This window comes from Pseudomonas ceruminis (genome assembly GCF_021602025.1).
In the GTDB taxonomy this organism is placed as follows: Bacteria; Pseudomonadota; Gammaproteobacteria; order Pseudomonadales; family Pseudomonadaceae; genus Aquipseudomonas; species Aquipseudomonas ceruminis.
The window spans coordinates 63,418-83,090 of record NZ_BQHW01000022.1; the positions used below are offsets into that span (position 1 = coordinate 63,418).

12 protein-coding genes are annotated in these 19,673 nt (G+C 63.3%); 3 read left to right on the forward strand and 9 right to left on the reverse strand.

The features are described 5' to 3' along the window. Positions 1-86: 86 nt before the first annotated feature. Complete coding sequence (locus L6D80_RS22285) at positions 87-4,367, reverse strand: DEAD/DEAH box helicase (RefSeq protein ID WP_176515255.1); 4,281 nt, start codon at positions 4,365-4,367, stop codon at positions 87-89. Between the two features lie 126 nt (positions 4,368-4,493). Between L6D80_RS22285 and L6D80_RS22290 the strand changes: the two genes are divergently transcribed. Then, a complete protein-coding gene (locus tag L6D80_RS22290; protein ID WP_176515253.1) occupies positions 4,494-4,907 on the forward strand; it encodes an NUDIX hydrolase in 414 nt (137 codons plus the stop codon). Here the strand turns inward: L6D80_RS22290 and metR are convergent. Then, on the reverse strand, positions 4,891-5,808 hold the full coding sequence (gene metR, locus L6D80_RS22295) for a transcriptional regulator MetR (protein WP_054899428.1): 918 nt from the start codon (positions 5,806-5,808) through the stop codon (positions 4,891-4,893). The two genes, L6D80_RS22290 and metR, sit on opposite strands and share 17 nt — an antisense overlap. Before the next feature lie 195 nt (positions 5,809-6,003). Between metR and L6D80_RS22300 the strand changes: the two genes are divergently transcribed. Further along, positions 6,004-6,999, forward strand: coding sequence for an alpha/beta fold hydrolase (locus L6D80_RS22300; protein WP_176515251.1), 996 nt, complete (start codon positions 6,004-6,006; stop codon positions 6,997-6,999). A gap of 76 nt (positions 7,000-7,075) precedes the next feature. Here the strand turns inward: L6D80_RS22300 and aauR are convergent, their stop codons facing one another. From aauR to L6D80_RS22330, 6 genes are all read right to left on the reverse strand, one after another. Then, on the reverse strand, positions 7,076-8,404 hold the full coding sequence (aauR, locus tag L6D80_RS22305) for a two-component response regulator AauR (protein WP_054899430.1): 1,329 nt from the start codon (positions 8,402-8,404) through the stop codon (positions 7,076-7,078). Beyond that, positions 8,401-10,305 carry a two-component sensor histidine kinase AauS gene (gene aauS / locus L6D80_RS22310; protein WP_176515249.1) on the reverse strand — a complete coding sequence of 635 codons (1,905 nt, stop codon included), beginning with the start codon at positions 10,303-10,305 and terminating at the stop codon, positions 8,401-8,403. The genes aauR and aauS overlap by 4 nt, the downstream gene beginning before the upstream one ends. 69 nt (positions 10,306-10,374) lie before the next feature. Continuing rightward, on the reverse strand, positions 10,375-11,109 hold the full coding sequence (locus L6D80_RS22315; protein ID WP_176515247.1) for an amino acid ABC transporter ATP-binding protein: 735 nt from the start codon (positions 11,107-11,109) through the stop codon (positions 10,375-10,377). Then, a complete protein-coding gene (locus L6D80_RS22320) occupies positions 11,106-11,777 on the reverse strand; it encodes an amino acid ABC transporter permease (RefSeq protein ID WP_176515245.1) in 672 nt (223 codons plus the stop codon). The genes L6D80_RS22315 and L6D80_RS22320 overlap by 4 nt, the downstream gene beginning before the upstream one ends. Then, entirely contained in the window at positions 11,778-12,524 is a 747-nt protein-coding gene (locus tag L6D80_RS22325; RefSeq protein ID WP_176515243.1) for an amino acid ABC transporter permease, read from the reverse strand. Between the two features lie 142 nt (positions 12,525-12,666). Continuing rightward, on the reverse strand, positions 12,667-13,584 hold the full coding sequence (locus tag L6D80_RS22330) for a glutamate/aspartate ABC transporter substrate-binding protein (protein ID WP_054899435.1): 918 nt from the start codon (positions 13,582-13,584) through the stop codon (positions 12,667-12,669). A 340-nt stretch (positions 13,585-13,924) separates the two neighbouring features. Between L6D80_RS22330 and L6D80_RS22335 the strand changes: the two genes are divergently transcribed. Beyond that, positions 13,925-18,052, forward strand: a complete 4,128-nt coding sequence (locus L6D80_RS22335) for an NEL-type E3 ubiquitin ligase domain-containing protein (protein WP_182387598.1) — start codon at positions 13,925-13,927, stop codon at positions 18,050-18,052. 32 nt (positions 18,053-18,084) lie between these two features. Here the strand turns inward: L6D80_RS22335 and glpD are convergent, their stop codons facing one another. Beyond that, complete coding sequence (glpD, locus tag L6D80_RS22340; RefSeq protein WP_176516676.1) at positions 18,085-19,614, reverse strand: glycerol-3-phosphate dehydrogenase; 1,530 nt, start codon at positions 19,612-19,614, stop codon at positions 18,085-18,087. Between the last annotated feature and the right edge of the window lie 59 nt (positions 19,615-19,673).

Sequence of the window (19,673 nt, forward strand, 5' to 3'; positions counted from 1 at the left end):
AAATGAAATTCGGGGTATCGAAAATCATTCTCAAAGGTGACGTTCGCCTGACCGGAGCGGCCCACCCTCGCGCAGAACAGCGCACGTCAGACCGTACCGCGCAACAATTTTTGCCGCCATGACGCCTGTTCGTCGGCCGCTGCCTCGGCCAGAAAGTGGTAACGCCCGGCAACCTTTACCGCTACCGGCACGCCGTCCTGGTACAACAGGCGGTTACCGCCCACGGCCGGCACTTTCGCCCCAGGCAGCAACGAGCCGATCAGGTTAAGCGGATCGCTTGCACTGACCACCACCAGCGCACCCTCCCGTTCCCGGCGCCGCACCTGCCGTAGCAGCCCCACCGCCTCCGGCAAGGCGAACTGTTCCCCAGCCAGCCCAGCGATGAAACGCCCTCCGCGAATTTCGCCACGCGCCTCCAGCCGGTGATAGCAACGCAGCAGGTCACGCCAGGGCGGCAGCACATCGCTCTCGCGCTCCAGCAGTCGCCAGCAGATCACCCCATAACGGCGCAACAGGCTGCGGGCGATGTGCTCCAGGCGCTGGTTGTCGTCCACGGTGGCATTGCCCCGGCGCAACAAGGCCCAGCGCCCGGCGTGGACCATGCTGCTGGACATCGGCGGGTGGCCGCGCCGGCTGTTGCGTGACGAGCGTTTTGCCGCCGGGGTGATCAGGCTGCGCAACCCGGTATAACTGTCGGCGCCCACCAACCCGGCGCCCACCAGTGCCTGCAAGGCCGTTTCCAGCTCGCTGGGCAACAGGTGGGCTTCGTGCGTCAGCTCGTCGAAAAACAGCGCACCTTGCTCCTGCAGCACATGATGAACGCGCTGCGCGCGCGGGCCGAGCCCCTCCAGCGCCGGTACGGGAGCAAGGCTGCGCCAGGTGCCCAGATGTTCTCGGGGGAGCAGCACCAGCGGTGTGCTCGCCAAGGTGGTGCTGGACACCGTCGACGCCAGCCGGCTCCAGGCAAACTGCCCGCTGCGGCAGGCGTCATCGAGCCACTGCGCGCTGTAGTCCTTGACCCGTGCCGGCAGCAGCTCTGCCTCCCAGGCGCCGGCTGCAGCGGGGAACCCCTGCAACTGGCCCAGTACCTCAACCACTGCCTGCGGGCCGCGCAGCCCCTCGTTCGCGGCCACGTGCTGCCAGTCGAACAGAAAGCGCATGAAGTCTTGCAGGCTGACCGGCTCGATTTCCCGGCGCAGGCGTTTGACGGTGTAGCGATGGATACGCGCGAGCAGATGGCGTTCGCACCATTGCTGCTGGTTCTCGCCTGGGCTGAAATGGCCGCGCAGGACATAACCTTCGCCTTCCAGGTGCGCCAGGGCCTGTTCGATGAGAGAGGTGGGCTTGCCGAGCGGTTCGGCGATTTGCGCCAAGGTCAGCGGGCCATGGCCGCTCAGGCGCGAACGCAGTAACTCGCCCACGGCGATGTCCGGGTCGATGGCCTGATCGAAACCGGGAAGCACCTCGAGGGCAGGCGCCAGGCGTGAGCCTGGATACAGCGCTAGCAGCAGGCTCAGGCGCTCGCGTGCCAGCCACAGCTGTTCAGCAGGCAGGCGCAAGGCCCGTCCTGCCTTGGCCAACTGCCTGAGCAGCACGCCCCAGGTGGGGTTGGCCTGCACCTCACGCTGGCTGATGGCGCCGAGGCTCATCAAGGCTTCGTGCATCTCGTCGACGTTGCCCGGTTGCGGCCATGCCTCTGCCTCCACAGCGGCGATGGCATCGGCGTCCAGTGCTCCAAGGTCGTCGGCGCTGTGGACTTCGTTCCAGCGCCGATTGAGCACCGCCTGTGTGCGGCGTTCCTCCAGCGGGGCTTCATCGAGGAAGGCGTAGGGCCTGGCATTGAGGATGGCCGATGCCAGCGGTGAAGGAGCCGGCAAGTCGCGGCTGAGCAGGCGTACCTGGCCGTTTTCCATGCGCCTGAGCAGCGCCAGCCAGCCTTCGCTGTCCATGGCTTCGTGCAGGCAATCATCGAGGGTCTGCTCGATCAGCGGGTGATCGGGGATCTGCCGTTCGCCCACGATGTTTTCCAGGCAGGCGATCTGGTCGGGGAACACGGCGGCAATCAGGTCCTCGCTCTTCATACGCTGGATCTGCGGTGCCACCTTGCGCCCGCCTACATAGCGCGGCAAGGCCATGGCCACGGCAGCGTTCCAGCGCCAGCGCACACCGAACAAGGGGGCGTCGAGCAGCGCCTGGACCAGTACCTGCTCGGCGGTACGGCTGGACAGGTAGCGCCATACCTCGTCCAGTTCAAAGCTGTGGCTGGTCGACAGTGACAGCACGATGGCGTCTTCGCTGGCCGCCGCCTGCAGCTCGAAATTGAACGTGCGGCAGAACCGTTTACGCAGGGCCAGGCCCCAGGCACGGTTGATGCGGCTGCCGTAGGGTGAATGAATGATCAACTGGGTGCCCCCGGACTCGTCGAAGAAGCGCTCCAGCACCAGGGTCTGTTGGGAGGGCAGGGCGCCGAGCACTTCTCGGGTTCTGCCCAGGTAATCGAGCAGTTGACTGGCGCAGGCCTCGTTCAGGGCGAAGGTGGTTTGCAGCCAAAGCAGCACCGCTGCGAAATCGCCGCCACACCTACCCAGTCGCTCATCGATACGTGCCTGCAGGCGGGCGACGGCGGCAGACAGCTCATCGCTGCGCCCCGGCGCTTCGCCAAGCCAGAACGGTATGGTAGGTGGCAGGCCCTGGGCGTCTTCAACCCGCACCCGGCCTGGCTCTACCCGCACGATGCGATAGGACGCATTACCCAGCTGGAAGATGTCGCCAGCGATGCTCTCCACCGCAAAGTCTTCGTTTACGCTGCCAATGTTCAGCGCCTGTGGCTCGAGCAGCACGGCGTAGTCAGCAGTCTCAGGGATGGTTCCGCCACTGGTCAGCGCGGTCAGCTGGCTACCCCGTCGACCGCGCAACGTGCCGCTGACCGCGTCACGGTGCAGGTAGGCGCTGCGTACTCCCTGGCGGCCGTTATAGCCTTCGGCGAGCATGCGCAGCAGCGCCTGGTAATGGTTGATGTCGAGTTCGGCATAGGGCGTGGCCTGCCGCAGGCAGGTGAACAGCGCCTGTTCCTGCCACGCCTGGTTGCTGGCCTCGGCGACGATCTGCTGGGCAAGCACGTCCAGGGGGGCCTTGGCGATGTGCAACTCATCGAGTTCACCCTGACGTATGCAATCGAGCAGGGCGACGCACTCGATCAGGTCATCCCGCGAGGTCGCGAACAGGCGTCCCTTGGGAACGCCATCGACCTGGTGCCCGGAGCGGCCGACCCGCTGCAAAAAGGCGGCGATCGATCCTGGGGAGGCGATCTGGCACACCAGATCGACATCGCCGATGTCGATGCCCAGTTCCAGCGAAGCAGTGGCCACCAGTACCTGCAACTGGCCATTTTTCAGGCGTTGCTCAGCGTCCAGGCGCAGTTCTTTGGCCAGGCTACCGTGATGGGCGGCCACGGCTTGCGTGCCCAGGCGATCGCTGAGGTGCCGGGTCAGGCGCTCGGCCAGGCGGCGGGTATTGACGAACACCAAGGTCGTACGGTGCTCACGGGCAAAGGTGGCCAATCGGTCGTACACCAGGCCCCATACATCCGTGGCCATCACCGCGCCAAGTGGCACGGGCGGCACTTCGATGGCGAGGTCGCGTTGACGTGCATGGCCGATATCGACGATCGCGCAGGGGCGCTGGTGGCCTACCAGGAATTGCGCCACGCGCTCAACCGGGCGCTGGGTGGCGGACAAGCCGATGCGCCGCAGTGGGCGCCCGCTCAAGGCCTGCAGGCGCTCCAGGGTCAGGGCTAGATGGGCGCCGCGCTTGTTGCCGGCCAAGGCGTGGATTTCGTCGACGATCACGGTGTGCACGTGGGCCAGACCCTGACGACCTGAGGCCGAGCCCATCAGCACATAGAGCGATTCGGGTGTGGTCACCAGGATGTGCGGCGCCCGTTTGCGCATGGCTGCGCGCTCTTTCTGCGGCGTATCGCCCGTGCGCACGGCTGTGGTGATGTGGGGCGCCCTCAGCCCCTGTACTTCGAGTGCCTGGCTGATGCCTTCGAGCGGGGCCTGCAGGTTCAAACGGATATCGTTGGACAACGCCTTGAGTGGCGAAACATAGATCACTTGGGTTTGTGCGGGCAGTTCACCGCCCTGATCGAGGCCCTGGCGCAAGAGTTCATCCAGCACGGCAAGGAAGGCGCTGAGGGTTTTGCCTGAGCCAGTCGGGGCAGCCAGCAGCATCGACTGACCGGCGTGAATCAGCGGCCATGCGCGCGCCTGGGCGTCGGTGACCGTGGCAAATCGGCGACGGAACCAGGTGCCGACGGCAGGGTGGAACAGTTCAAGCACCGGGTGCTGTGAGGCGGGCAGGTTCATGTGTTGGTTATGGCGGGTTGGCGGCAGGTTGGCAAGGGGCCGTTCGTCTGCGAGGCAGGTTGTCCTGTCCTTGTCAGGTCATGGACCACATGGGATCCTCTCAACCTTTTCCAGCGAGTCCCTTCCATGCGCAAGATCATTCGCATCGCCGCCGCCCTGCTGATCGACCCTCAGGGGCGCACCCTGCTGGTGCGCAAGCGTGGCACCCAAGCGTTCATGCAGCCTGGGGGCAAGATCGATGCAGGGGAAACGCCCGTGCAGGCCTTGGTGCGCGAGCTGCATGAGGAGCTCGGCCTGCACATCGACCCGGCGCAGGCCATTGCGCTGGGCCAGTTCAGCGCCCCGGCCGCCAACGAGCCAGGCTTCGCGGTGCAGGCTGAACTCTTTCGGGTCGATTGCGCCGAGGCCGTGGCCCCGGCGGCGGAAATCGAGGAAGTGATCTGGCTGGCCGCCGACCAGGCGGTTGAGCTGGCGCTGGCGCCGCTGACCCGCGACCTGATCCTGCCGCTGTTCCGCCAGGCGGTCAGCGTACCGCGCTGACCCCGTCGAGGGTGGCGAAGGAGGTGTCCTTGGCCGTCAGCAGGAAGTCACGCATGTACGGCGCATCCAGCATGTCGGTGCGTACTGCGGCATAGAGCGTGGCGAACAGGCCTTTCTCGCCCAGGCGCTTGCCCTTCACATACCCGCGCGAGCTGTACTCATGCAGCGCCCAGTGCGGCATGCCGCATACGCCACGGCCGCTGGCCACCAGTTGCATCATCATCACTGTTAGCTCCGAGGTACGCACGGCCGCTGGCTCGATGTCGGCCGGCTCCAGGAAGCGGGTGAAGATATCCAGGCGATCACGCTCCACCGGGTAAGTGATGAGGGTCTGCTCGATCAGGTCCTGCGGCACGATGTAGGGTTTGCTGGCCAGCGGGTGCTGGTTGGCCACGGCGAGCATGGCTTCATAGGTGAACAGCGGCACGTAAGTGATGCCGGCGAGGTCCAGCGGGTCAGACGTCACCACCAGGTCCAGGTCGCCACGGGCAAGGGCTGGCAAAGGGGCGAAGGCGAAACCAGAGGCCAGGTCCAGTTCCACTTCCGGCCAGGCATCGCGGAACTGGTCGATGGTCGGCATCAGCCATTGGAAGCAGCTGTGGCATTCGATGGCCATGTGCAGGCGCCCGGCAGTACCGCCGGCCAGCCGCGCGATATCGCGCTCAGCGCCGCGCAGCAGCGGCAAGGTGGCGTCGGCCAGTTGCAAAAGGCGCAAGCCGGCGCTGGTGAAACGGAGCGGCTTGGTCTTGCGCACGAACAGTGGCAGGCCCAGACGTTCCTCCAGCTCCTTGAACTGGTGCGACAGTGCCGACTGGGTCAGGTGCAGGCGTTCAGCGGCCTCCACGAGGCTGTCGGCCTCGCGCAGGGCATGAAGGGTTTTCAGGTGGCGGATCTCCAGCACTACAGGCTCCGGGAGAAAAAGTGGAAGGGGCAGGGATGGAGTTGAGTTTCTCTCATGTTACCTCGGCTGTCGACTAGGCCTTTGGTGCACCGCTCGGCGGGGGTCATCAAACTGTCACCAAACTGTGGCAGCGCGCCTGAATAAAAGTCATCAGACTCACGCTCTACTGGGGATCTGCATTCTGGTGTTTCTTTCATGCGGGCTTTATTGCTGTTTTTCTTCTTCCTTGTCAGCGTGCCAGCGAGCTTCGCCGATCAACGTTGCGACGTGCAGGGTGCGGTACAACGGGCCGATCTGGGGGATGTGAGCCTGGTCTACCAGAGCATTGGTGCGCCCCGAGATCCGGCATTGCTGCTGGTCATGGGCCTGGGCGGGCAACTGATTCATTGGCCGGACGATGTGGTCGAGGCCTTGTGTCGCCAGGGTTTTCGAGTCATCCGCTACGACAACCGCGATGTCGGCCTGTCACGCTGGAACCAGTTGCCCCCCTCGGCCAACCTGACCGTTGAACTGTTGCGCTACAAACTTGGGCTGCCGGTTGCTGCGCCATACACGCTGACTGACATGGCGGGCGATGGCCTTCGCCTGATGGATACCCTGAAGATTCGCCAGTTCCATGTATTGGGTGTGAGCATGGGCGGCATGATTGCGCAGCACCTGGCGGCCATGGCGCCGGAGCGGGTGCGGAGCCTGACGTTGGTGATGTCCAGTTCGGGCGCCGCTGGGCTGCCGGCGCCAAGCCCGGCGCTGGTGCAACTGCTGGCACGGCGCAGTGCGCCCAACCGTGCAGTGGCCCTCGAGCAGCAGGCCGACTTGCTGGCCGCCCTGGGCAGCCCACAGGTGCGGGACGACCGCGCAGTTCTGCTGCAGCAGGCCGCGGTAGCGTATGACCGCGCGTTCAACCCGGAAGGGGTCAAGCGCCAGATCATGGCGATTCTCGCCGAGCCGAGCCGGGTGGCGTTGCTCAACCAGTTGCGAGTACCCACCCTGGTGGTGCATGGCACGGCCGACCCATTGTTGCCGGTGATGCACGGGGTGCACCTGGCGGCGCACATCCAGGGCAGCCAGTTGCGGCTGATTCCAGGCTTGGCGCACCGTTTCCAGGAGCCGTTCAAGGCGCCGCTGCTAGGGGCTGTGTTGCCTTACCTGCAAGCACACCGGCAGGACGTGACGCACATCGCCGGTCTTTGACCCTTGCGCTGGCTGCTTCGCAGGTCACCCGCCCCTCGAAGGGTTAGGGTTGCCAGCGAAGTCGCGACAGTGGCTATCAGCCCAGGCCGTACTTCTTCACTTTGTCGAACAGGGTGGTCTTGGCCATGCCCAGCTCCTGGCTGGCCTGGCTGAGGTTGCCGCCTGTACGTTGCAGGGCATCGCTGAGCAGATTGCGTTCGAAGGCTTCCACCGCCTCGGCGAAGCCCAGCCCTTGGCTGGCCCCGCCGCTGGGGCCTTTCTTGAAGGGCGGCAGGCCCAGGGCAAAGCGCTCGGCAACGTTGCGCAGTTCGCGCACGTTGCCCGGCCAGTCATGGGCCATCAGGCGCGACAGGGTCTGGCTGTCCAGCGCCGGGGCCTCGCGGTCGAAGCGCAGTGCCGACTGCTGGAGGAAGTGTTCGAACAACTGCAGGATATCTTCGCGGCGCTCGCGCAGCGGCGGCAGTTCCAAGGTCACCACGTTCAGCCGGTAGTACAGGTCGCTACGGAACTGCCCGCTCTGGCCCAAGGCATCGAGATCGGACTTGGTGGCAGCGATCACCCGGCAGTCCACCGGGATGCTCTGGTTCGAGCCCAGGCGCTCCAGGGTGCGCTCCTGCAGCACGCGCAGCAGTTTGATCTGCAAGTTGACCGGCATGCTTTCCACCTCGTCGAGGAACAGCGTGCCGCCATTGGCATGTTCGATCTTGCCGATGCGGCGCTTGCCCGCCCCGGTGAAGGCGTTGGCCTCGTGGCCGAAGATCTCGCTTTCAAAGAGGTTTTCCGGCAGGCCGCCACAGTTCAGCGCCACGAAAGGCTGCCCCTGACGACGGCTGAAGTCGTGCAGGCAGCGAGCAACCAGTTCTTTGCCGGTACCCGTCTCGCCTTCGATCAACACGTTGGCCGACGTATCGGCCACATTGGCGATCAGTTCGCGCAGGTGTTCCATAGCCGGCGAGCGGCCGATGATGCGGCCCTCCAGGCTGCTCTGTTCGGCCAGTTGGCGGCGCAGGGCGACCACTTCGCGTGACAGCCCGCGCTGTTCGAGGGCGCGGCGCACCACGTCGACCAGGCGCTCCGGCGAGAAGGGTTTCTCCATGAAGTCATAGGCGCCGTTGCGCATGGCACCGACCGCCATGTCGATATCGCCATGGCCGGTGATCAGTACCACGGGCAGGCTGCGGTCGCGCGCCTTGAGGCGGTTGAGCAGTTCCAGGCCGTCAATACCCGGCAGGCGTATGTCGCTGACAACGATACCGGCAAAGTCATCACCGATGCGTTCCAGCGCCTGCTCGGCGCTGCCGACACCCTCGCAGGCGATGTCTTCCAGGGCCAGCGCTTGCTGGCAGCCGAGCAGCACATGCGGGTCGTCTTCTACGATCAGGACGGTAAGAGGCGCTTGTTTCATGAGAGCTCAGCCGATTCGTTAGGGGCGCAAACCAGAGGCAGGACGAGGACGAAGGCCGTGCCGCCAGTGGCGGGGTGCTCGACGTTCAGGCTGCCCTTGGCGGCGGCGGCAAGGCTCGCCGACAGGGTCAGGCCCAGGCCCAGGCCGTGTTCGCCGGGTTTGGTGGTGAAGAAGGGTTCGAACAGGTGCTTGCGGGTTTCGGCGTCAATGCCGTGGCCATTATCGCGCACCCGCAGGCGGTATTTGTCACCCTGCAATTCGCCTTCCAGCCATAGCTCAGGCAGCGGCTGGCTGGCCATGGCATCCAGGGCATTGCCGATCAGGTTGACCAAGATTTGCTCCAGGCGGGTCTGGTCGATGGCCAGTTGCTGGTCGTCGAACAGGTGGTGCAACTGCAGGTGGCAAGCACTGATGCGGTTGGCCAGTACTTGCAGGGTAGCTTCCACAGCCTTGGCCAGCGAAGCCTGCCCACCGTCGTCGCCGCGCCTGGCGAACGAGCGCAGGCTGGCGGTGATTCGCCCCATGCGGTCGATCAGGTCGTTCATGGTGCGCAGGTTGGTACTGGCGGTCTCCAGTGCACCACGCTCCAGAAAACGCACTGTGTTGCCAGAGAGCGTACGCAGCGCAGCGAGCGGTTGGTTGAGCTCGTGGGCAATACTGGTGGACATTTGCCCGATGGCCGCCAGTTTACCGGCCTGCACCAGTTCGTCCTGGGCGTAGCGCAGGGTCTGCTCGGCATGGCGACGTTCACGTATCTGGCCCTTGAGCCGTTCGTTGCTCGCGCGCAGGTCGGCGGTGCGCTCGGCGATGCGCCGCTCCAGCTGGCTGTTGGCTTCTTCCAGGGCCTCACGCGCGGCCAGCCGCGTGGCAATCACCTTGCGCCGCTCGTTCCAGGCAATGCCCAGGATGGCCAGCAGGGCGAACGCCACACCCACAAGGATGCCCTGTACCATCGATTCGCGGCGTAGGTCCTGCAACGGCGTGAGTAGGGTGAAATGCCACGGTGTATCGACCAGGCGCCGCGTCTGCGCCAGGTAGGTCACCTCATAGGGCCGGCCATGGGCGGTTTCGCTGTTGGCCGGGAAGGTCAGTTTTTCCACGCCATCGGCTAAGGTCTCGCGTGCCAGTGGTTGCAGCTCATTGAGCGGCCACCAGTAGTATTGCAGGCTGCGCGCCAGGCGCTCCTTGATTTGCGGCGTCAGCGGGCGCACTGATTTGAGCCGGCGTGCCGGGTCGCTGGAGAGGATGATGATGCCGTTCTCGTCACTGACGAAGGCTTCCAGGCGGGCGCGCTGCCAGCGCTCCTCCAGGGTGTCCAGGCGAACCTTGATCACCGCTACGCCAATGATCTTGCCGTGTTCTTCCAGGCCGTGGGCCAGGTAATAGCCTGCCTCGCCCGTGGTGCTGCCGATGCCGTAGAACCGGCCCGGTTCGCCACGCACCGCGGCCTGGAAATAGGCGCGGAACGACAGGTCCTCGCCGAGGAACGAGTCGGCATCGCGCCAGTTGCTGGTGGCCTGGACCCGGCCATTGGTGTCGAGGACGAAGATCGCCCGGCTACGGCTGCGGCGGTTGAGGCCTTCGAGGTATTCGTTGACGGTTTGGCGGTAACCGTTGTCTGGGTCTGTGAGCAGGTGCGAGACGCTGTCTTCCAGCTCGAGCAGGCTCGGCAAATAGGTGTATTTGCTGATTTCGCTTTCCACCGTGCGCGCGTGCAGCTCCAACTGGCGCTCGCCATTTTCACTGAGGGTGCGGATGCCATTGCTTTCGCTGATCAGGAAGCCGGCCAGACCTAAACCGACCATCAGCAGGACGATCAGCGGCGGCAGCAGTAATTGGCGAATCAGACGGGATTTCACGGCAGGCTTGGCAGGGAGAAGTAGCGAGGGGTCGCATTTCATCACAGTGGCCTTGTCACGACCAGCATCCGCTGCCCGGCGAGGGCCTGGGCAGCGGGTACTGTGTGCGACTTAGTGTTGCAGGATCTTGCTGAGGAAGTGCTGGGTGCGTTGGTCGCGCACGCTCTGATCACCGAAGAACTCTTCCTTGGTGCAATCTTCGATGATGCTGCCCTTGTCCATGAAGATGACGCGGTTGGCCACTTTGCGGGCAAAGCCCATCTCGTGGGTCACGCACATCATGGTCATGCCTTCATGGGCCAACTGCACCATCACATCCAGTACCTCGCTGACCATTTCCGGGTCCAGCGCCGAAGTGGGCTCGTCGAACAGCATGACGATTGGGTCCATCGCCAGGGCGCGGGCAATGGCCACACGCTGCTGCTGGCCGCCGGAAAGCTGGCCAGGGTGCTTCTTCGCCTGAGCACTGAGGCCTACCCGGTCGAGCAGGGCCAGGCCCTTCTTGGTGGCTTCTGCCTCGCTGCGGCCCAGTACCTTGCGCTGGGCGATCGTGAGGTTTTCGGTGATGGTCAGGTGCGGGAACAGTTCGAAGTGCTGGAACACCATGCCCACCCGCGAGCGAAGCTTGGGCAGGTTGGTCTTCGGGTCGGCGATGGAGGTGCCGTCGACCACAATGTCGCCCTTCTGGAAGGGTTCCAGCGCGTTGACGCACTTGATCAAGGTGGACTTGCCCGAACCCGAAGGGCCGCACACTACCACCACTTCGCCTTTCTTGACCTCGGTGCTGCAGTCGGTCAGTACCTGGAAGTCGCCGTACCACTTGTTGACGTTCTTGATGGAAATCATACGGTGATCCTTTTTTGCAGGCGCTTGACCAGCCACGAAGCGGAGAAGCTGATAAGGAAGTAGACGACCCCGGCGAAGATCAGGAACTCATGGGAGCGCCCGATGATGTCGCCGTTGGAGCGTGCCGAGTTGAGGAAGTCGACCAGGCCCACGGTGTACACCAGCGAGGTGTCCTGGAACAGGATGATGCTCTGCTGCAGCAACAGCGGGGTCATCTTGCGAAACGCCTGGGGCAGGATGATCAGACGCATGGTCTGGGCGTAGTTCATGCCCAGCGCTTGCGCGGCACCCATCTGGCCCTTGGAAATCGACTGCACGCCGGCGCGCACGATTTCACAGAAGTACGCGGCCTCGAACATCATGAAGGCCACCACGCAGGAGGTGAAGGCCCCGACCGGGGTGTCTTCACCCGTGATCCAGCGCAGCACGAAAGGCACTGCCAGGTAGAACCAGGTGATCACCAGCAGCAGCGGGATCGAGCGGAAATAGTTGACGTACGCGCCTGCCAGGCGCGACATCAGCTTGCTCGACGACAAGCGCATCAGGGCCAGGACGGTGCCCAGCACGATACCGCCAACAACGCCCATGACCATCAGCTTGAGGGTCATGACCATGCCTTCCCACAGGGCAGGCAGGGCCGGGATGATTTCGCTGAAATCCATGTCCATTTACTTGCCCCCCACGGAAATCAGGCCCGGTACGGCAACTTTCTTCTCGACCAGGCGCATGAGCAGCATCAGGCCCATGTTCAGGGTGAAGTAGATCAGCGTGGCCAGGGTGAACGCCTCGAACAGGTTGGCGGAAAACTCGGCCGTCTGCTTGGTCTGTGCCAGCAGCTCCATCAGCCCGATCAGGGAGGCTACCGACGAGTTCTTGAACACGTTCAGGAACTCGGACGTGAGCGGTGGAATGATGATCCGATAAGCCTGCGGCAACAGCACGTTGTTGTAGATCTGCGGCAGGCTGAAGCCCATGGCGCGGGCGGCGGCTTCCTGGCCACGGGGCAGCGCCTGGATGCCGGTACGCACCTGTTCGCAGACCCGGGCGGCGGTGAACAGGCCCAGGCAGACGACGACGCTGATCAGGGCCGAGGTGGTCGGGTTGAGGTCTTGCTTGAACCATTCCTGCAGGCCTTCGGGCAGCAGGTCCGGCACCAGGAAGTACCAGATGAACAGCTGCACCAGCAGCGGCACGTTGCGGAACAGCTCCACGTAGGCGGTGGCGATGCCTGATACCAGGCGGTTCGGCACGGTACGCATGACACCGAGGATCGACCCCAGCAGCAGCGCGATGATCCAGGCAGTGATGGAGATGGCGATGGTCCAGCCCAGGCCGGTGATGTACCAGTCCAGATAGGTTTCGCTGCCCACACCGGTGGACTTGAAGAACACGCCCCAGTCCCAGTTGTAATTCATCGGGATTTCCCCTCAGACGGTTGTTTCACGGGCACCTTCGAGCATCCGGGGGCGCAGAGCGCCCTCGGATGAAAGGTTAGACACTAATGAGTGGCCTGCAGAAATGATTCGTGCGCTCGCGCACCAGGCCACTAGCTGAGGATCAGGACTTCTTCTCGTCCGCCGCCTTGTCGGTCGGCTCGGCGATCAGTTTTTTAAGCTCGTCGCTCATCGGGAACTGCAGGTTCAGGCCCTTTGGCGGGATTGGCTGCTGGAACCACTTGTCGTAGCTCTTGTTGACTTCGCCCGACTTGAAGTAGCCCACGATGGCGTCGTCGACCGCTTTCTTGAACTGGGCGTCATCCTTGCGCACCATGCAGCCGTAAATTTCGTACGACTGCGGGGTACCGGTGATGACCCAGTCGGACGGCTTGCGCGCCTTGGCCATTTCACCGGCGAGCAGGGCGTCGTCCATCATGAAGGCCACGGCGCGACCGCTTTCGAGCATGTTGAAGGCTTCACCGTGGTCCTTGGCGGAAATCACGTTCATCTTCATCTGCTTGTCGGCATTCATTGCCTTGAGGATGCGCTCGGAAGTGGTGCCTGCAGTGGTCACCACGTTCTTGCCGGCCAGGTCCGGGAAGTCCTTATAGGATGGCTGGCCATCCTTGACCTTGGTCAGCAGGCGGGTACCCACTTCGAAGATGCCCACCGAGAAGCCGACTTGCTGCTGGCGCTCGACGTTGTTGGTGGTGGAGCCGCACTCAAGGTCGACCGTGCCGTTCTGCACCAGCGGGATGCGGGTCTGGGAAGTGACGAGGTTGTACTTGACCTTGATGTCGGTGCCCAGTTGCTTTTTCAGGGCTTCGACGACGGCCAACTGAATGTCATGGGAGTAGCCCACCGGTTCCGGCTTGCCAGCCAGGTAGGAAAATGGAATGGAGGAGTCACGGTGCCCCAGGGTGATGGTGCCCGAGTCCTTGATCTTCTTCAGGGTGCCGGTCAGCTCCTCGGCCATGGCCGGCGAAGCGATGACTGCAGCCGCGATGGCGGCGCCCAGCAATTGACGAACGATACGCATCAAATTTTCCTCGACGTGTTTGTTTTTTTTATGGAGCCGTTGGCGGACTCTTTCGTTCAACGAAGACAGCGTGAAGCGCTGTGCATTCGGCTTCCAAGTGTAGAGCATGACTCGTGCCAAGCTCTGCCAGTGATCATAACCCCCCGAAATGCCTGGGCATGAACCCTATGTGAAGGTTTTTCCGCATTCATGCGTGGTCGGAAGGCCGAATGAGTGCGTGTATCGCGTTCGGCAATCCGAACGCGTGATGTACGCCTATCCGTGCCCCTCAGCATTAAGTAACGCCACTGCGATAAACGGACCTGTTGAGCTTGCAGTCCCCTCAACAGGAGCCTTTGTCGTGTCTGCCATTCCGATACCTTCCGATTCCGTCGATGCCTTCATTGCCCGCCAGCTTGCACCCTGGCTGAGGACCGCCGATGTCGACCTGCTTCTGACGTTCCACAGGGCGCTGCACGCCGAGCAGGCAGCAGCGGAAACTGTCAAAAACAAGCTCGCCAGCCTCCCCAGCCTGGAGGCCTTTGCCTCGGCGGTTCTGGAGCAGGCACTGCGAACCCGTGGCCTGGTGGATGTCGATGTGCGAAGCATGCAGGTCTGCATCGAGCAGGATGTGCCCATGCCCAGTGCAGCGCCGCGGCTGTATACGCCCTGGAGGACACTGCGCAGCGTGCAACCGTTGTTGACGGCCGCGATGCACAATTTCCATGAAGATGAGACCTCGCCGTCACTTCGCAGGCGGGCGCATCTGCAGGACGCCAAGGGGAGCAGGCTGCCAATGACGTTCGAGGCGTTTGCCCGCTGTTGCAGGGCGTTGGATATCGGTGGGCAGTATCAGCAGCTGCTGCGTGCGCAGCTGTTTCCAAAAAGCAGACCGCCTGCGCCCAAAGACTATGCCCACGCAGCCGTCGAGCGCATGTTCGAAGAAAACCTGCGCGCGAAAATGGACGTTGCGGTGCGGATGGCCAGGATCAAATCCGAGCTGGACGACGTCGACTACCTGCGCTTGCTGCCTGTGTTCAATGCCAAGGCTGTCGTGCCGGCGGTCAGTGGTGTTGCCACACCGCGTCAGCTGTACCTGTTGGGCAAACGCATCCACGGGGTCGTTGCCTGGGAAATGCGCGAACACGGCGCAGGGCCACTGGTGCGAATCATCAGCTGGATACCGCAGGACCCGTATCGGTCTGTGACCAGCCATGGCGCCTGGGCCGATTTCTACCAATGGCTGGCCAAACGGCTGCGCGCGCCCCATTACCGTGACTTTTTCAGGCGTTTCATCAGTGAACGTGATCGGCCGGCCTTCACCGCTACCCTGGAGCGGCTTATCGAAGCGAGCAGTCCCCAGGCGCCCGCCGAGTTGGATGGGCGCAACTTTGCGATCGATGAGCCGTTGTTCGCCTACCTGCGCCGCTTGCAGGTGGACAAGATGCTCGACGACGCACGTGTCCTGGCGGTACCCACTGCCGACGAGACCGCTATCGAGCGCCATCAGCGGTTGGAGGCCTTCAAAAGCGCAGGGCTTGATCTGCTCAACCTGTCAGCGCTGTTCATCCCGGTTCTACGGGGAGTGATGCTCGCCGTGGCAGCGGTGGATGTGGTCAGCGAGGTGTATAAAGGTTATGCCGATTGGCGCATCGGTGACCGTCAGGGGGCCTTGGATCATCTTTTTGGCGTGGCGCAGAACCTGGCAGTCGGGGCAGTGGTGGGGGTCGCGCAGGTTGGGGTAGGGCGGGTACTCGAGCGTGTTCCGTTTGTTGATGCGCTCACGCCCTTGCATGAGGGCGAGGGCCGATCCAGGCTGGCGCACTGGCCGGTCTCGGCGCATCACCTTGATGGCAGCGGCGCGCTTGTGCGCAGGTTTGGGGGCGATTTGGCGCAAGTGTCCGACCAGACCGCGGAGGCTGTGCTGCGCATCACCGGCCTCGAGCCGGATCAGGTTCGCCACCTGCATCTGCAAGCGGCGCCGGCCCCCGCTCGTTTGCGCGATGCCCATGCGCGCTACGCGTTGCATGACCTTCAGCCGCTTTTGCGGGGGGCTGCATTCGAGCGAGCGCTGGCCACGCATCAGGGGCAAGCATCGGGTGCAGGGGCCCTGCTGATCAGGGCATTCCCAGGCTTGTCCGTGCCCGGCGCCGAAGAAGTCCTTGCGCAGGCCAATGGTGAACAGATCAAGGCGCTGCTGGTCAGCGGCAGGGTGCCGTTGGCAATGGCCGAGCGTGCCCGCTGGTGCGTAAGGGAGAGCCGCCTGGACCGCGCATTGTTGGGGCTCGAGCACGTCGGCGCTGTCAATGCTGACAGTGAGCGCCTGGCGCTGGCGCTGATCGATGAACTGGCGCCGTGGCCGGCGTCGGTGCGCATCGAATTGCGCCAGGAGGAAGTGGGTGGCCGCTTGTTGGCAGCCAGTGGAGCGCCCGACGCAACGCACATCCAAGCCGTTATCCAGACTGCGCAGGGCTATCAGCTGGCTGACGGTAACCCGCCAGTGCTTGGCCAGGGCTTGTTGACGTGCTTGATCCGTACCTTTGATGAAGGTCAGAAAGCCAGGCTTGGCGGGGGGCAGTTGAGTGCCGGTGAACTGGGCGAGCGGCTTTCTCAACGGGCCAGCGCTGATCGGGAAAATACAGCGAAGTTAATGGGCCTTTTGCCTATTGCGGAACGCTATCGCCCGCCGCAGCGAATAGTCGACGGCCGCATCGGTTATGCGCTAAGTGGCGGCGGTGAGAGCAGCCGCCAGGCTATCCGCCGAGGTATACATGAGATTTTCCCGACCTTGACCGACGCCCAGCTGGACGCTTACCTGCGCGACCTGATGAACCGTCGGATCGGGTTGTGGGACCACTTGAGTACCCTGCAGCAGCAGTTGGAAAGCTTGCGTGAGGCGCTTGACGCCTGGCAGCGTGAGCGCGTGAACTTCATGGATGGGCTCAGGCGCCAACGTGTGGCCAACCAGATCCGCCGCGCCTGGCGGCGCAAGACGGCTGGCCTGGCCGGGGACGATTTTGTACTGCATATCGAGGGTGAACAGGTGGGCAGCCTGCCGCGCTTGCCGGCAGACATCCACTTCACGCATGTTCGGCGGTTGACATTGCGCAACATGAGCCTTGAGCAGGTTGATGAGGATTTCCTGCGCAGGTTTACCCAGCTTCGTGAACTCGACCTGCGGGATAATCAGTTGACCACCTTGCCGGTTGGGCTGGAGCGTCTTTGCGAGCTACGCCGGTTGCACCTGGCGGGTAACCAGATAGTTTTTGATGCCCCCGACAATCAAAGGTTGGCCAGCCTTTCGATGCTTCAGCAGCTCGATCTCACCTATAACCCGCTGGGCCAAATTCCCGATCTCTCAGGGTTACGGCACCTGCGCGAGGTCTCACTGCGCGCAACGGGGCTGTCCGCCGTACCCGACGAAGCCTTGATGCCCTGGCGGGGCCTGGTGGATATTCGTGAGAATCAGATTCGCCAGGTAAACGGCGATCTGCGTAGTCTGGGCGATCGATTACGGCGCCTGTCGTTGCATGACAATCCCCTGGATGAAGCCAGTGAGGCCCTGGTTGCCCGCAGCAGCAGTAATGATGTGACACTGCGGCGCAGTTCGTATCGTCACGCCATCGCAGACGGCAATTTGCAACAGCAATGGCTGGGTAATGCAGCGGACGCCTTGCGCGATCGGCGCTTGCAGGTCTGGACGCGTTTGTCCGAGGAGCCGCAGTCAGGGGACTTGTTTCGCTTTCTCAGGGATTTTGCCCACTCGGATGACTTTCTCGATCACCCGCGCTACTACCGCGCCAGGATATGGCGAGTGCTGGAGCTTTGCGCGGATAACACCGATGTGCGTGAGGCTGTGTTCTGGCAGGTACGAGGGCCCAGGACCTGCGAGGACCGGCTGTTGCTGATCCTCAGCCAACTGGAGGTCAGGGCTCATATTGCCTTGCACACGTTGGAGGCTGGCGCTGCGCCCGCCGAAGTGACCTTGTTAAACCTGGGGCGCTCGCTCTATCGTCTGGACGAGGTTGACAGCATTGCCGCTCGGCATATCGAAGAAATGCGCCAGGACCTTTATGCCGCTGTGGATGACATCGAGGTTTACCTGGCGTATCGCGTCAACCTGGCCAACAGCCTGGGCCTTCCGGCTCAGCCTCAGCACATGAACTATCCCGAGCACAGCGGCGTAACGCAAACACGGATCATGCGTGCGCGCACGGCGGTACTCGCAGGCGAGAACATCGACGTGCTTAGCCATTCACTGGCACAGCGTGAGTTTTGGCAAGGGTATGTGCGAAATCGCTACCCTGAGCGCTTTGAAGCCCTCGCTGCGCCGTTTCATGAGCAACTGGAGGGGTTTGAGCGCCAGGTGGGGGAGGCGGGGGAGCAGCTTTACCTTGAGCGCGCCGCAGCCTTGATGGCAGAGCTGAACACCCAAGAGCGCGCGCTGTACCTGGAACTGGCCAGGGAAGCGTACGCTCGGGAGGTTTGAGGGCAGGCGACCGCCAGGTCGCCGCGCAAGGTTCAGGCGGCGTCGCTGCGGACGTCGCCTTGTGCAAGGTAATCAGCCAGGGCGCGTTGCTCGTTCTCGCTGGTGAACAGACCCAGTTTGGTCCGCCGCCAGAGGATGTCCTGTGCACTGACGGCCCACTCGGTTTTGCGCAGGTAATCCACTTCCCGGGTGAACAAGCCGCCGCCGATCGCCTGGCCCAGATCGTTCGGGCCGTTCACGCCCTCCAGCAGTTGCCAGGTGCGGCTGCCGTAGGTCACCGCCCAGCGCTTGGCGATATCCGGCGCAAGCCATGGGTGGCGCGCGAGCAGTTCGTCGATCAATGCCTGAGGCGTGCTCATGCCCTCGCCCCCAGGCAATGCGGCGCTGGCTGTCCAGCTTTTGCCCATCTGGGTGAAGAACGGCTTCAGTTCTGTCATGGCCGATTCTGCAAGCTTGCGGTACGTGGTGAGTTTGCCGCCAAACACCGACAGTAACGGCGCCTGGCCCTGAGCTGCGGAAAGGGCAAGGGTGTAGTCACGCGTGACCGCGGACGGGTTGTCCGATTCGTCGTTGCAAAGCGGACGTACACCGGCGTAGGTGTGCAGGATGTCGCTGCGGTTCAGCTGGTGATTGAAGTGTGCGTTGACCACCTTCAGCAGATAGTCGGTTTCCTGCTCGGTGATTGCCACCTTGGCGGGATCACCGCTGTATTCGCGGTCTGTTGTGCCGATCAGGGTGAAGCGGTCCAGGTACGGAATGCAAAAGACGATGCGCTGGTCTTCATTCTGCAGAATGTAGGCATGGTCGCCTTCATAGAGGCGCGGCACGATGAGATGGCTGCCCTGGATCAGACGAATGCCGTACGGCGCGTCGAGCTTGAGGTCGTCCTTGATGAAACTGGCAACCCACGGGCCTGCGGCGTTGACCAACGCCCGGGCACGAATGCTCTGCTGGCTGCCATCAGCATGCTGCAATTCCACTTGCCACAAACCGTCCACACGCTTTGCGCGCAGGCAGCGGGTGCGGGTATGGATATGGGCGCCGTGCTCACGGGCGGCCATGGCATTGAGCACTACAAGGCGGGCATCGTCCACAGCGCAGTCGGCGTACTCGAAGCCACGGGTGATGGACGGCTTGAGCGGGTAGCCAGGGCCGAAGCGCAGACTGCGCGATGCTCCCAGGCGCTTGCGTTTGCCCAGGTGATCATAGAGGAACAGGCCAGCGCGGATCATCCAGGCTGGACGTAGGTGCGGGCGGTGCGGCAGCACGAAACGCATCGGCTTGACGATATGCGGCGCCTTGGCCAGCAGCACTTCGCGTTCGGCCAGGGCCTCGCGCACCAGACGGAACTCGTAGTGCTCCAGGTAGCGCAGGCCGCCATGGATAAGCTTGCTGCTGGCCGAGGAGGTGTGCTGCGCCAGGTCATCCTTTTCGCAAAGGAACACCTTCAGACCGCGCCCGGCGGCGTCGGCAGCAATGCCCACGCCATTGATGCCACCGCCGATCACGGCGAGGTCGTAGCAGTCGGCGAGGGGTGGCTTGGACGAAACGGGCTGGGACACGGGCAAGGCCTCCTGGGGCTGTTCACATCGAATATGAACATTGATGTTCGTTTTCGAAA

Bases quoted from the DNA above. Each gene is read 5' to 3' on its own strand.
- L6D80_RS22285 (WP_176515255.1), bottom strand. From the start codon at position 4,367: ATGAACCTGCCCGCCTCACAGCACCCGGTGCTTGAACTGTTCCACCCT.
- L6D80_RS22290 (WP_176515253.1), top strand. From the start codon at position 4,494: ATGCGCAAGATCATTCGCATCGCCGCCGCCCTGCTGATCGACCCTCAG.
- L6D80_RS22300 (WP_176515251.1), top strand. From the start codon at position 6,004: ATGCGGGCTTTATTGCTGTTTTTCTTCTTCCTTGTCAGCGTGCCAGCG.
- aauR (WP_054899430.1), bottom strand. From the start codon at position 8,404: ATGAAACAAGCGCCTCTTACCGTCCTGATCGTAGAAGACGACCCGCAT.
- aauS (WP_176515249.1), bottom strand. From the start codon at position 10,305: ATGAAATGCGACCCCTCGCTACTTCTCCCTGCCAAGCCTGCCGTGAAA.
- L6D80_RS22315 (WP_176515247.1), bottom strand. From the start codon at position 11,109: ATGATTTCCATCAAGAACGTCAACAAGTGGTACGGCGACTTCCAGGTA.
- L6D80_RS22320 (WP_176515245.1), bottom strand. From the start codon at position 11,777: ATGGACATGGATTTCAGCGAAATCATCCCGGCCCTGCCTGCCCTGTGG.
- L6D80_RS22325 (WP_176515243.1), bottom strand. From the start codon at position 12,524: ATGAATTACAACTGGGACTGGGGCGTGTTCTTCAAGTCCACCGGTGTG.
- L6D80_RS22330 (WP_054899435.1), bottom strand. From the start codon at position 13,584: ATGCGTATCGTTCGTCAATTGCTGGGCGCCGCCATCGCGGCTGCAGTC.